Genomic DNA, 13,814 nt, shown 5'->3' on the forward strand with positions numbered 1-13,814 from the left:
TTAGTCGTAAGTCACCCGTGGATCCAAGTAGCCGTACAGGAGGTCGGCGATGAAGTTCAGGATGATGATCGTTGCGGCGAGCACCATGAACGTGCCCTGCGCAACCGGGAAGTCACGGCGCAACACCGCGTTGACCATCTCCCGTCCAAGGCCGGGCCACCCGAACACAGTCTCGATGAGAACGCTTCCGCCCACAGCGTAGCCGAGCGCGATCGCTGCAGCCGTGATGATCGGTAGCAACGCGTTCCGTGCTGCGTGTTTGAACATGATTGCCCGCTCACTGAGCCCTTTCGCACGGCAGACGTCAATGAAGTCCTGCGAGAGCACTTCCATCATGCTCGAGCGCATGATCAGGAGCGGGTATCCCATGTAGTAGAACGCGAGCACCGCTGCGGGAGCGACGAGGTGGTGCAGGAAGTCGAGAGTGAAGATCCGCGCCCAGAACGAGTCGTAAGACTGTCCGGCCGTCCCCATTCCGCTCATGGGGATCACACCGAGGCCCGCACCGAAGAGCCACAGAACGATCAGTCCCACGTAGAAGGTGGGGAGGCTCCGTGCGGTCAGCGCAGTCACGACGGTCGTCTTTTCGAATCTGGAGCCGCGGTACCATCCGGTGAGCACACCGAGAACGATGCCGAGGATGTACGCGACGACGAACGCGGACAACATCAAGACCAGCGTGTTCGGGAGGTACGTCCAGATAACTTCCCGAACTGGTTGGTTCGTGTGGAACGACTGCCCGAAGTTAAGAGTGAGCGCGTTCTCAAGGAAGCGCACGTACTGGATGTACAACGGCTCGTTGAGGCCGTAGCTCTCGATAACCTGTTGCCGTGCCTCCGGTGTCATCTGTGCGGAGACGACGAACGCGGTCGGATCGCCCGGCATGAGACGGAACAGGAAGAACAACACGGTTCCGACTGCCCAGAAGGTCACGCCGAGTTGGAGCAGCCGTCGGACGACGAAACTTGCTTTACTCATGTTGGATTATATTTATTATCATTTAAATTGAATCACAACCGCAACCGGGTGCCTATTCAACTAGGAAGTGAAGCATTCCGTTTTCGTCGTACCCGTACCCGCCATCTTGGAGACGTTCGATCGCGATGTCGACACCCTCCTCGTACTGGGTAACATCGTCCGTGTGGAGCGGACCGAACGCTTCAGTGACGACGTTGAAGCCGGGATCGGGAACGCCGAAGAGAATCTGGTCGACAATTGCCGACCTCGGAACTGCGTTGAACACCGCCTTCCGGACTTCGGGATCGTCGAGTCCGTCGCTTCGCTGGTTGGGAGTACAGTGCCAGAACGAGGTCGCTGGGACCGATTGGACGCTGATCTGGTCTTCATCCCGGTTCTCGTCGAGTGGACGGTCGATTCGGCCGAACGGCTCGTAGTTGAGGTCGCCGTTGCGGAGGTTCTCCCACACCGTGGATGTCTCCGGAATGATCCGCCAGAACCGTTGCTCGAAATCAACCGGCGCGAAGTGGTCATCAAAGCGTTCGAGGCCCAGTTCCGCACCCTGGTCCCAGTAGTCGAACTGGAGCGGGCCCGAGCCCACGGGTTCTTCGACGTTCACCTGGCTCGGTTCGTCGCGGTCGGCCCACCGGTGCTCGGGAAGGATCGGGATCTGTGTGCCAACGAGCAGGTTGAACGGACCGAGCGGGTTGTCATCCGGCATGTGGATCCGGACAGTGCTATCGTCGACCACTTCCGCTTCATCGATGAAGTTCGACTGGACCGAGTACACCGGGACCTCGTTCTCACTGATGTAGTTGTAGCTGAACGCAATGTCCTCGACGGTGAGTGGCTCGCCGTCGTGGAAGGTGTGGTCGCGGATGGTGTACTCCATCGTCGTCGCATCGACTCGCTCGTAGTCGGTTGCGAGACTCACGTCGGTGTCGATCTCGCCCTCGTTATCGAGTCGGACGAGGGTATCGTATATCACAACGAAGTTGTACGTGTGTTTGTTTTCGTCGTTGTGACCGAGGACGTTCATCGTGTCGAGCGCCTCTGGCCAATACCCCTTCAGGGTGTCCTCACCACCTTGCATTTCGAGGTTAATCATGGTCCAGTAGGAGTTGAACCCGTGCGGAAGGTCTGCCTCCCAGTTGTCGACCTGCTCGTTGTTATACACGGCTAGGAACGGCATGTCGATCACTGGCATCTGCGGCAGGTCCTCCATTAGGGTCCGCTGGAGGTCGTGGACCAAATCGATCCGAGTGTCAGCGTCGGGTTCCTCGAGGTACTGATCCATCAGGTCGTCGGCGTCGGGGTTCTCGTACCCGGCGAAGTTCCCCTGCCCCGGTTCGGTGTTCTCGGAGTACATCGTCGAATTGAGCTCCAGAACCGGGTCAATGGTGAAGAACGTGTGCCACAAAGAGAAGTCGTAGTCGTATTCGACGTCGACGCGATTGAACAGCGTCCCCCACTCCAGCACTTCGACCTCCATATCGAGCCCAATCCTCCCAAATTGGTCCGCCATGAGGTTGATCGCGTCATGGCGCGGGGGATTGTAGCTCTGTGCGTTGTTGAGGAACTGGTACGTCGGTAGTTGCTCGTCGAGCATGTCGGGATCCGTCGCCTCGACATTAGCGCCGCCGTTCTCGTCATCATCACCAGCACCGAAGCAGCCAGCGGTCATAGTGAGCCCCACGAGACCCGCCGTTGCGCCCGCCTTGTTCAAAAAGCTCCTGCGATTGGTTGTTGCCTTGTTTGTCATACTCTACCACAATACTGTATCTACGGTTAATAAGTTTTTTGGACAGTATGTCAACAAACTTGAAAAGTATCGGAAAGAGGAATGGTCGTTTAAGTGGCTGTATTTATATTGGTGTCATTCACAAACATATGTATTTCAGCCTTCACGATGGTGGTTTCTCATTTGCGAGCAGTGTCGTTCTCGACATCGCTTTCGGCCCGTGCCGCGCGTCTGACATCCACGAGCCGTCGTCGAAATTCCCAGTATCCGCCACCCATCAACAGTCCGCCCAGTAAAATTCCGGTCACGGGATCACCGCGATACCAGAACCAACCGACCGCAGCCGCCGCCATCAACGCCGAGAGACCGAACGCGACCTTCGCACGGGCCCTACTACGTGCAATGTCTACCATTCTACTTGCCTCGTTCCATCAGTCGCCGGCACTCGTTTCGATTCTCTGTCCAGAAGTTCCTCGGACAGGAGTCGGTACTCGTTGGTTGGTGACGGGATAGTGAACAGATCCACTTCATGATACCGGTGCATCAGACTCTAACAGCTAAACTCCTCCGGCGCCGTTCGCTTCAGACGAGAGTACGACGATATCGACTGGTCTGTCGTAAAGAATGAGCAAAGTCGATTTCGGCTGCCTGTCTGCGATCGTCTCGATCCAGGATGACGACCTTGTGTGCCGTTTTCCACTCTTCCTTTGTGCTTTGGACCGACAGGAACGTCAGTGAGTTCTCACTCGAGTTGGTCGTTCCACGGCCACGGGCGTGGCTCTCCCCACGGCCACGTGGCCGTCGCCTTCATGCCGATGTCGTATCCTTCCTCGACAGCCTCGGCGCGGATCTCCTCTCTTGGGCGTTCTTCGACCGACCGATCCGCTTCTGCAAGCTTTGCAACCCCGGCAGCGGACAACACCGACAGGTCACGGAGGTCACGTGGATCAAGCTTGTCGAACGTATCCCCGTGCGTGTGTCCCCATCCCCGTCCGCTGCCGTCGGAGCTCGATCGGGCCTGAGCGCCGGCGACGCCACGCTGAACGAACGGCCAGTGATCGCTGTGGGGACGCAATCCGTCTTTGATCTTGATCGGAATCCCGAACTCGTCGCTCACCTCGGCAAACGCCTCACCGATCGCTTCAATCCCGTGCGTATGGATCTCGAGATTTCTGGAGTAGCCCGCTCCGTCGGCGTTGACCACGCATTTGACGCGGTCGAGATCGTGGGTGTGTGTCCAGTAGTACGAACCGTACAGGCCGGTTTCCTCCGCGCCGAAAACGATGAGGCGGACTCGAGTGTCGAGATCCTCCTCGATCGACGCGAGGATCCGCGCTACGCCGACGACGAGTGCGGAACCAAACCCGTTGTCGTTCGCACCGGTGCCGACATCGTGTGCGTCGACGTGGGCAGTAAACAGCACTTCGTCCTCCGTATCCGGGCCGACGACCGCCTCAATGTTCGCGGAGGTTGCGGGCTCGTTTCGTGCCTCGACCGACAGCGTCGCTTCGATTCCGTTGTCCCCCTCAACGTCTTCACAGTGCCGAACGAGACGTGCACCGACCTCTTTGCTGAGGCCGACTGCCGGGATCGGCCCCGGTCCGTCGATGCGTCCAATGCTGCCGGTCGGCGGGAGTGCCCCCTCGATATGATTATAAAAGAGGAACGCTTCAGCACCTGATTCAGCCGCGTAGCTGTATTTCTCGCTTCGGTGGACCCACCGACCGTAGTCATCAGGGGTTAGACTTGACGCCATGGCGATCGATCCCGAGAGATCAACCCCCTCGAAGTCCTCCGGAAGGCCATACCCCATGTCAATGATCTCTCCAGTGACGTCCCCCGATGGTGTCCCGGGCAACTCGACCAGTTCGTGCGAATTAGCGAAGGTACTGTCCTGACGCTCGAGATGAACGGTCAGCGAGGCCTCCTCGCGCCACCATCCGGGGATCGGAAACGACGTCTTTGTGACATTCTCGAGTCCTGCTTTGCGAAACTCGTCCGCGATCAGATCCGCACCGGTCCACTCCCCTTCGTGGCCTGGCATACGATTGTCGAGATCCGAGAGGTCGGCCAGGAGATTCCATGCTGTCGTATCTGTATACGCTTCACCGATTGTTGATGTGGGAATGTTTGACACGGTATGAGGGGTATACTGGGTGATGATTTGAATCTATCGGATTGTTTGAAGAAGCCAGAGACGTTCCTCGATGGTACGCGGACCGCTTAATGTCCATCGTCAACTCTACAACTACGTCTGTTGGGGTCATAATGATGGTAGAGTTAATATATAAATATGCAAACGATTTCTAATTTATACATCACAACCCGTTTGTCCTCGCACTGTGCGCTCGAGTGCTGGTTCTTCTCTGTTGCTGAAATACCAGTCCTATCGGGAGGTTTCTGCCACCAATGGTTTCTACCCCAAGTACTGCCAGTGGATCCTCTACCTAAGTTAACTTAGCTACCTTAGGCAACTATGGTACTAATGAGTGATTGTCTGCCTTAGCTAAGTTAGCTGAGTCACCTGGTTCACCTGAGGTAGATGGACCACCCACCTGAGCAAGGCAAACTGCCTAAGGCAACGCAATCGCTCCAGGTAGTGCTCTAAGCTACCTAAGGTGGCTTAGCTGACTTAGCTGACTTGGGTGAGGATGCTAAGTTACCTAAGGCAACTTAGCCAACTGGCTCAACTGGTCCGACGGAAATAAGTAGGATTGATTGAATGAGTCGAGTGTCCGTCGACACAGTCGTTCGGTCCCGACCGACGCTGCGGCGGGTGAAATCATACAAATGACAGCAAACCCAGAACCACGAGCAGTCTGTTTCCCGATGCTCAAGGGCGGTTTCGGAAAGAGTACGTTCGTCAGCACACTCGGCGGTATCCTTGGGGATATGCGCGGACACGATGTTTTGGTCGTCGATCTCGACCCGGCTGGCCACCTCTCGACTGGACTTGGATACTACACGCGCGAGAACGACGAGGCGACAGACCTCGCAGACGTACTTCTGGGCGACGAGTCTATCGATGCGATTGTCAAAAATCCAGGCCACGGCTTCGATTTCGTGCCGGCACTGAACCTCGAATCAGTGACTGACGCACTCTCGAAGGACTCGGTTCTCGCATCGGATCTGAAGATGAAACAGGAGCTCGTTGACGAACACCTCGGTGACCGGTATGACTACATCCTGTTCGATGTCCCAGGGTCACGGAACAAACTCACGAACAACGCCGTTGTCGCAGCACCGAACGCCATTCTTCCGCTCATGCCGGTTCCTGAGGCACTGAACGGGCTTCGAGAGACAGCTACTCGACTCGTCGGTCCGATCCGCAGCCAGCTCGGGACCTTCGAAATTCTCGCGACTGTGCCCAACGACATGAGTGCTCGTATCGATCACCAGACCAAAGACCGGAAGCTACTCGAGTCGATGAACACGCAGGAGAGTTTCGCGTCACTCCTCCTTGCCGGCCGAGATGGTGTCGACGCCCGAAGCGGAACGCTACCTGAGGGAACTGAGGTTGAGACGGTGCTGGATAATCACGTCCCACCGTTCGCGCGCATCCGTGCTGATGAGTGGGAAGCGATCGACGCCGGCGAGATGGACCCACCGAAGCCGCCAATTCGCCACACCGGTGCGATCGGCGATGCCTACGAGGCCCGCGAACCGCTTCCGTCCTACGATCCAGAGAACTCCCAACTCGAGTACTTCGGTGAGATTGCGGATATCATCGAACGCGGAGGGATTGAACAATGACCGGCTTCGACCTCGGTGACCCTGCTGACGATGCAGACGAACCGACCGATGAACAGGCTGACTCGAGCCCCGATCAGGTGCCGGATCCAGTCGCGGAACCCCCAACGTCGGAGCCTGAGTCGGAACCAGAACCGGAGTCAGTGTCCAAAGCAACTGATTCAGACCCAACTGAGACCGGTCCGGCGTTTCCCTATAGTGAGGTCAAACAGAGTCCACTGTATGCCCGTGAGGAGACATGGACTAAGTTTGAAGACCAACTGGATTTCACTGTCACGCCTGAACTCCGCCGTATGGGTATTCGCGACGACGAACTCCGTGAGGTTCACGATGTAGTCTTGGAACTTGCGCTCGACAATATCGACGAAATCCCGGAGCGGCTTGCGGAGAAGCGTCGTGAGCTGTGAGACAAAAACTGGAGAACTCCTGTTTACAACGACTGATGCGTATTCCGCCTCCCAATAATCCCTGTGGGTCCGACATAGATATGAATTATATTCTCGACAGTTCATAGTATTACTTTGGAAACTCGACATTCGGCCGCTGATCAAACACCGGACCTTCGCCTCGTATAATCATGCATACAACGCCCGTATTGATGAAGATCGTACGCTCAAATATCAATGGCTGAAACAGTCAACTCTGCTGTCGAGCACTCGCTCGGCTACGCCGTGCGAGCACGTAGCTGGTATCATGAATTCCGTAAAATCGATCTGATGTGTGTCGTCTATAACATCAAAAGCGGCATCAAACAGTGAAGTCCACCGACTTACAGCGATTCAACAAAGCCGTTTTCTCCCTACTGCGACCCTTTAGGGCGTTCACGGAGGCGCTCTCGACGCTGATGTTTCAATCCCGTTCTGGGTTTTCTCCCTACTGCGACGATTGTCGACGACGCGACGCTCACGCTACGATTCTTGTTTCAATCCCGTTCTGGGTTTTCTCCCTACTGCGACCGAGATAACCGACTGTTTCGACCTCGCCATCCTGTTTCAATCCCGTTCTGGGTTTTCTCCCTACTGCGACACGAACTGCGCGCCCACCTGGAGGACCGCCGCGACGTCGTTTCAATCCCGTTCTGGGTTTTCTCCCTACTGCGACAGTATCCAGATCAGCAGGGAGCGATCAAATGGCACGACGTTTCAATCCCGTTCTGGGTTTTCTCCCTACTGCGACATGCCTGCGAGCACGAACCGCCAGAGAACATCGACGCAGTTTCAATCCCGTTCTGGGTTTTCTCCCTACTGCGACCCGCCTACGCGTTTCGCAACGACGTTGGATCAAGCGCGTTTCAATCCCGTTCTGGGTTTTCTCCCTACTGCGACCGGCGCATTCCTTGTCACGGAGAACGGTCACTTCGTTTCAATCCCGTTCTGGGTTTTCTCCCTACTGCGACTTCGCTGCCGCCAGTGTCGGCATCCGGGAGATCCGTTTCAATCCCGTTCTGGGTTTTCTCCCTACTGCGACAGGGTCCGTCTCGTCTAAGGCGTCCTCGAATACGTCGTTTCAATCCCGTTCTGGGTTTTCTCCCTACTGCGACCCCCTGCAAGGTTGATTGCGGTGGTAGTCTTGCCGGGTTTCAATCCCGTTCTGGGTTTTCTCCCTACTGCGACCCCGGTTTCCCATGAAGGCAATCGGAGCAGTGAGTTTCAATCCCGTTCTGGGTTTTCTCCCTACTGCGACATTCGGTAGTCTCCTTGCGCGAACCGGAATACGTTTCAATCCCGTTCTGGGTTTTCTCCCTACTGCGACAAGTGCACAGTCGTCGAACGCAGTTACTGGGATCGTTTCAATCCCGTGCTGGGTTTTCTCCCTACTGCGACTACTCGGCTCCGAACCATCCCCTGACATCCGGACCGTGTTTCAATCCCGTGCTGGGTTTTCTCCCTACTGCGACGGTAGCGGTTGGACTCAAGCCAGCTGACAACGTGTTTCAATCCCGTGCTGGGTTTTCTCCCTACTGCGACGATTCGAGGGAGAACACGGCTCGTGTAGGCGGTCGAGTTTCAATCCCGTGCTGGGTTTTCTCCCTACTGCGACGTCGTACTTGTCGGTCGAATAGTAGCCGACGTGGACGTTTCAATCCCGTGCTGGGTTTTCTCCCTACTGCGACTCGACGCGACGATTATCCGCGACGGGGACGAAGTGACGTTTCAATCCCGTGCTGGGTTTTCTCCCTACTGCGACCATAGCGACGGGATCGACGAGTACTTTACAAACGTGTTTCAATCCCGTGCTGGGTTTTCTCCCTACTGCGACTCGATCCTGTGGATCTCCGTCGTGTAGATAATAGTGTTTCAATCCCGTGCTGGGTTTTCTCCCTACTGCGACCGCCGAGATCGTCCATGTCCGCGGAGTGATTCTCCAGCTGTTTCAATCCCGTGCTGGGTTTTCTCCCTACTGCGACTTGCGTGATCGTGAACGTGCCCGACCGAAGCGCGTTTCAATCCCGTGCTGGGTTTTCTCCCTACTGCGACCATCGCGACCACCGTTCGCGCTGGGACTCGAGTTGTTTCAATCCCGTGCTGGGTTTTCTCCCTACTGCGACGAAAAATTACGAAGAAGGGTGGTCGTCAGTCGATTGTTTCAATCCCGTGCTGGGTTTTCTCCCTACTGCGACAAGCTCCGCGACTCGCCTACTGCTCATCGGACTGTTTCAATCCCGTGCTGGGTTTTCTCCCTACTGCGACACGTCGTTCGCTTCAACGGAGGTTCTGAGACACTCGTTTCAATCCCGTGCTGGGTTTTCTCCCTACTGCGACATCGCCGTTGACCCGCTTGCGTCAGCAGTCAGTGGTTTCAATCCCGTGCTGGGTTTTCTCCCTACTGCGACGGAACCCCTGCACGAGTGCCGCGTAGTCGACCGCCTCGTTTCAATCCCGTGCTGGGTTTTCTCCCTACTGCGACGATAGGGTTCTGGTCGAAACGGACGTGGATTATGCGTTTCAATCCCGTGCTGGGTTTTCTCCCTACTGCGACGGTACATTGACACCGCTTCGGCACTGTTCGGAGCAGAGTTTCAATCCCGTGCTGGGTTTTCTCCCTACTGCGACCTACGGAATCCACAAGATCAACCACTACGAGACGCTGTTTCAATCCCGTGCTGGGTTTTCTCCCTACTGCGACCACTGCTGTGATGCTGATCGAGGACGCGCAGACAACGTTTCAATCCCGTGCTGGGTTTTCTCCCTACTGCGACGTACCAGAAACGTGCCCAAAAGACCGGCTTTAGCTTATGTTTCAATCCCGTGCTGGGTTTTCTCCCTACTGCGACGCAACAAATCCACGTCTTTGGGGATGTAGCCAACACGTTTCAATCCCGTGCTGGGTTTTCTCCCTACTGCGACAGGGGGTTGAGATAGCGGGAGCAGGCAAATAATTGTTTCTCCAGCCATGAGAGTTGCGCCTCAATTCATGAAAGGGGGCTGTACAGCATCTTTAAAAAGGTCCATGAAAGGCGGGTCAGGGACTGCTAGCTCGAGCCAGCGATAGTAGCTCTCCAGAGAAGGCAATGCGAATTCGTTTGGCCTTCTCACTCGTATCTGACTCGACGAGACCTGCGTCCTCGAGGTCATTCACGTGCCGAATAACGGTGCTCTTCGACTGAGCTGTTTCGTCCGCAATCGTAGACAGTGAAAGCCAGTCGCCAGCCGTGACAATGGCTTCGAATGTATCTGTCGTTCGACTCGGAATCCCTGTAGTTAGATCGGGTAGTGGCCACTCCTGGACCGTATTATCTATGTCACTGAAAAACAACGCGTTGTCGACCGTTTGTGACAAGACGAGTGCTGCGACTGTCAACGGAAGTAGCACGTCCCGCGGACCGCCGCCGAGCGAGACGATCGCGTTGCTATCCGAGTCGATGTCAGCGAGGACTGCACAGCAGTCACGAACTGTCGCCTCGAACGTTTCCGTGGATATTCGCTCGATTGAACAGGATGCCATCGGTTCAATTTCCTGCAGCAGTTGTTCGACATCTGCAACTGCTTGCATTGCCTGTTCCGTGTCGGATTCCTCACTCGGACGCAACAAGACTACCGTATCCTCTGCTCCAAGGCCCGTCTTCACCACCGGCCGGGTCACACGACGGGTGTCGTACCCAATCGGCGAAATATACGTTCGCACATGTTTCACGATTCGGACGAGTTGCAAATACCTATCGCTGCAAAACAGTGGAACGTTCCACACCAGAAAACATTCTGTTGCATATATCTGTCTTCTTGTAAACAGTACTAAGTAGACCCCTTCCAAACGTCGAGTATGGCAACAACCAACGGGATGGACGCGATGTCTGCCTCGCGGGTACGGCGGGTGACGGCGACACTCACTCCCGAAACCCGGTTTCCCGTTCCAGAGTCCGATGGTTACTCTGTCTACTCGGCATTACTGTCTGTACTATCGAATGTTGACGCCGAGATTAGCGCGAGTATACACGACTCACCGATGGGGAGCCTCCACTGTAGCGGATTACAGGGCCCATTCGGCGAAAGCGACAGATCTCATCACAAGACGCTGCTCCCTGGCAAGACTTACGACCTGTCGCTCGGGATCGTCCACCCCGACGACACCGACGTCTTCCAAGCACTCGTGAACGCGCTTGTGCTTGAAGGTGAGTCCATCGAACTAAGCCACGGTAAATTGCGGGTAGAGCGCTTTGAAAGTGAGAACACGTCTCACGCGGATATCCTCGACGAAGCAGCTGGCGTCGACGATCCCACGCTCGAGTTTGACTTTCGAACAGCGACATGTATCGAGGAAACCGGATCTGTCACCACGATGTTCCCAACGAGGCAAGCCGTTTTCTCGAGTCTCCTTGGAAAGTGGAACCGGACCGCGCCCGACGATCTAGAAGTCGACATCGATCGGGAGACGATTTCGTCGTCCGTGATCGAGAAACCAGACGCCTCGAGCTATTGTACGCACAGTGTTCTCGTTAATCGCGTTGAAGGAAACGACGGGAATCCGCGCCCAATCTTCAGACAAGGCTTCACCGGGCGTTGTGAGTATGCCTTCAAGGATGCAAGTGACAGTGTGGAAAACGCAGTGACGGCACTCGCACTGTTCGGCGAATACTCTGGCGTCGGAAGTGCAGTGGCTCGAGGGTGTGGTAATGTAACTGTGGAGGTCAGTGATCAATGAATCCTGAGGCTGCTCGAGAAGCGCATGAGACTATCGTCGGAAGCACTGATCTGTACGGGAATATCATCGATGCAGCGGGGGAGTACGATGCCAAAGTAGATTCTACTGCGAACTCCTCACTTGCGGCGCACATCCTTAATGCGATTACCATCGGCGTGAACGCGTTCGTGTACGAAGCAGTTAGCCCAGACGAAGACCTGTTTGAAGACTACGGCGAGGACGTGCAGGTTCTTGCAGCCGCGCTTGCGCTCCACGACACGAATAAGTTCGTCCAGGAAGCCTACGGCGTAGACGTCGACGGAAACAATGCCGAGGCGTTTGACTGGTACTTTGACCCTGAACTGGACGGGAATGGTGAACAGCGCGAAGGAGACCCGTTTGGAATTGAGGCGTTCCTCGGCGATGGGTACCGGGACGATCTCCAGTATCTCGTCCAACGAACGGAAAGTACAGAGGACAGCTCTGGAACGCGTGGGATCAACTCTTCATTCCGGGGACTCGAACGGTATTGCCGAATCGGTGATAGTACAGCCTCTGTTGCGCTACGAGATGGAGTCGACGGAGTTTATGACCAGCTGTGCACCTTGATGGATTCGGACAATGTTCACAAAATCGAGTTCACGCAACTCGAGCAGCCAATTTTGAATGACGTTCTCCTTGGTACGGTGAAGGAGGTTATATCGGGTGATTCTGGCAGCGAGGCATGTGGTGTCGTCATTGGGAGTACCCCCAATGAGATCGTGTACCTGGGTGAGCCACTTGAACGATCTGTACTCAAAGAGGAGGTTACAGAACGGACACCAGAGCGAATTAGTGCAGACTTTGACTTCGAATGTAAACTCAACTGGAACTCGTTCGATTACGATGTTCTTGCAGAAGTGAACATTCCTGTCGAAGAGAAAGAGCAGAAAATTTCAGATGCCTTTCGAAGCCTGCTCGAGCGAGGATCTGCGGGCGTCGAATCATTTGAATCGATACCCGAGGAGTTCGACCAGTATTTCCCCATCTTAGCGAAGACGATTTACATCGATGGTCAATCTGAATTTTCTGATGAGGATGTGCAGAAGTCCTATAACCGAATTGAGGAGGAACAGGGAGTCCAAAAGGTCAAACTTCACTTCGTCGCCTATCTCGTCCAGAATTACGATGACCACGCAGAGTTCTTAGAGGAACTTGCTGACGAAGTCCAGCCAGCCCTTCACGACGATCTGGAACCGGGAACGGATGCAATCGGTACTGTCATTGATCGATTCTTCGATGGGAGTATCGCTCCGGATCTGGGCTCTAAAGACGAGATGTGCTTCCTGTGTGGTGCAGAGACGGATACGAAGTATCAGAAGGGGCTCAGTGCGGTTTATCGCACACAAGAATACTCCCGTCGTGTTCCACCGCATGCGAAGTACAAATCGATCTGTGAAGTGTGCAATCTCGAGTACGCGCTGTTCTCCTTCGTCTGTGAACAGAGTGATGTTAGCACGAACAACGCTGTGGAGATTGCCTATTTTTACTTCGATGATTTCCTTGGAGATGTTCGTGTTCGAAGCGGTCGGATGGGGAATCTGGTTCAGGGGGATAGCGACGAATTTGATGACCCTATAACACGGGCCAGTCTGGTAGAACCACAGTACTTCCTCCAGCCGATCTATGTGCTGAACGAAAACCATCGGATGGCAGTTGTTCGGCAGGTGATGCAAGCTGCCCAGGAATCTGGGATGAAGGTGGTCATCGGACGGCCGTTCACGCGCTTCGAGAGCGCGGATACGGTTTTTGCTGATGAGGAGGCCACCCGACCACAAGAACTCCTCAATCTCGACGACGCAGAGCGATTCGGACCGATGCCGTCGTTCGTCACGGAAGACCGAACGGACTCGCACCTCAGACGTGCACTTCAACTGTTCAAAATCATGAGTATGGTCGGGCAGGACGCGAATATGAGCAACTCCTACCTTCATCTCGACCGTGACACCTTCCACAGTATCGCTGACTTTGCAGTCGTCAATCACGACAACGCAACCAGACTCCCGGACCTGCGGGAGTACTTCGAAAACTACCACCAAAATGCACTTATGGACATGAAAACCGTCGCTGAACGGGGAATTGACCTGTTCGGCCCACAGTACAACAGCAAGTATAAGAAGACGAAAGTATTCCGCGAGGCACTCGATGCCTTCCTTAGCGGAAAGAGCCAACAGATGGCTGACGACGAGCTCGTCGCATACGTCGAGAG

At 55.2% G+C, this 13,814-nt stretch carries 8 protein-coding genes, 1 pseudogene and 1 CRISPR repeat array; of the genes and pseudogenes, 5 read left to right on the plus strand and 4 right to left on the minus strand.

Annotated elements, in window-relative coordinates; translation table 11 throughout:
- The 3 genes from C483_RS00360 to C483_RS00370 form a co-directional block, all read right to left on the minus strand.
- Entirely contained in the window at window positions 1-978 is a 978-nt protein-coding gene (locus C483_RS00360; protein WP_006651354.1) for an ABC transporter permease, read from the minus strand.
- 52 nt (window positions 979-1,030) lie between these two features.
- Window positions 1,031-2,641, minus strand: a complete 1,611-nt coding sequence (locus C483_RS00365; RefSeq protein ID WP_006651355.1) for an ABC transporter substrate-binding protein — start codon at window positions 2,639-2,641, stop codon at window positions 1,031-1,033.
- Between the two features lie 799 nt (window positions 2,642-3,440).
- The gene (locus C483_RS00370) at window positions 3,441-4,835 is read right to left on the minus strand and encodes a M28 family peptidase (RefSeq protein WP_049912325.1); all 1,395 of its coding nucleotides are present in this window, start codon (window positions 4,833-4,835) and stop codon (window positions 3,441-3,443) included.
- 653 nt (window positions 4,836-5,488) lie between these two features.
- Here C483_RS00370 and C483_RS00375 point away from each other — a divergent pair.
- The 3 genes and pseudogenes from C483_RS00375 to C483_RS19235 all read left to right on the plus strand — a co-directional run.
- Window positions 5,489-6,451 (plus strand): ParA family protein, encoded by a 963-nt coding sequence (locus C483_RS00375; protein WP_241431453.1) that lies wholly within the window; start codon window positions 5,489-5,491, stop codon window positions 6,449-6,451.
- Window positions 6,448-6,855 (plus strand): hypothetical protein, encoded by a 408-nt coding sequence (locus C483_RS00380; RefSeq protein ID WP_006651359.1) that lies wholly within the window; start codon window positions 6,448-6,450, stop codon window positions 6,853-6,855. The genes C483_RS00375 and C483_RS00380 overlap by 4 nt, the downstream gene beginning before the upstream one ends.
- A 112-nt stretch (window positions 6,856-6,967) precedes the next feature.
- A pseudogene (locus C483_RS19235) lies at window positions 6,968-7,206 on the plus strand (IS5/IS1182 family transposase); the annotation flags it as partial.
- 88 nt (window positions 7,207-7,294) lie between these two features.
- A CRISPR array of direct repeats spans window positions 7,295-9,795; the repeat unit is 37 nt; unit sequence GTTTCAATCCCGTGCTGGGTTTTCTCCCTACTGCGAC.
- Between the two features lie 115 nt (window positions 9,796-9,910).
- Here C483_RS19235 and csa3 read toward each other — a convergent pair.
- Window positions 9,911-10,699: a CRISPR-associated CARF protein Csa3 gene (gene csa3 / locus C483_RS00390; RefSeq protein WP_206537388.1), complete on the minus strand. Its 789-nt coding sequence runs from the start codon at window positions 10,697-10,699 to the stop codon at window positions 9,911-9,913.
- Window positions 10,700-10,708: 9 nt separating this feature from the next.
- Between csa3 and cas6 the strand changes: the two genes are divergently transcribed.
- Complete coding sequence (gene cas6 / locus C483_RS00395; protein ID WP_083860368.1) at window positions 10,709-11,587, plus strand: CRISPR system precrRNA processing endoribonuclease RAMP protein Cas6; 879 nt, start codon at window positions 10,709-10,711, stop codon at window positions 11,585-11,587.
- A partial coding sequence (locus C483_RS00400; RefSeq protein WP_006651363.1) for a hypothetical protein occupies window positions 11,584-13,814 on the plus strand: 2,231 nt, incomplete at its 3' end. The genes cas6 and C483_RS00400, both read left to right, overlap by 4 nt.

The sequence above is a fragment of the Natrialba hulunbeirensis JCM 10989 genome (genome assembly GCF_000337575.1).
Classification (GTDB): domain Archaea; phylum Halobacteriota; class Halobacteria; order Halobacteriales; family Natrialbaceae; genus Natrialba; species Natrialba hulunbeirensis.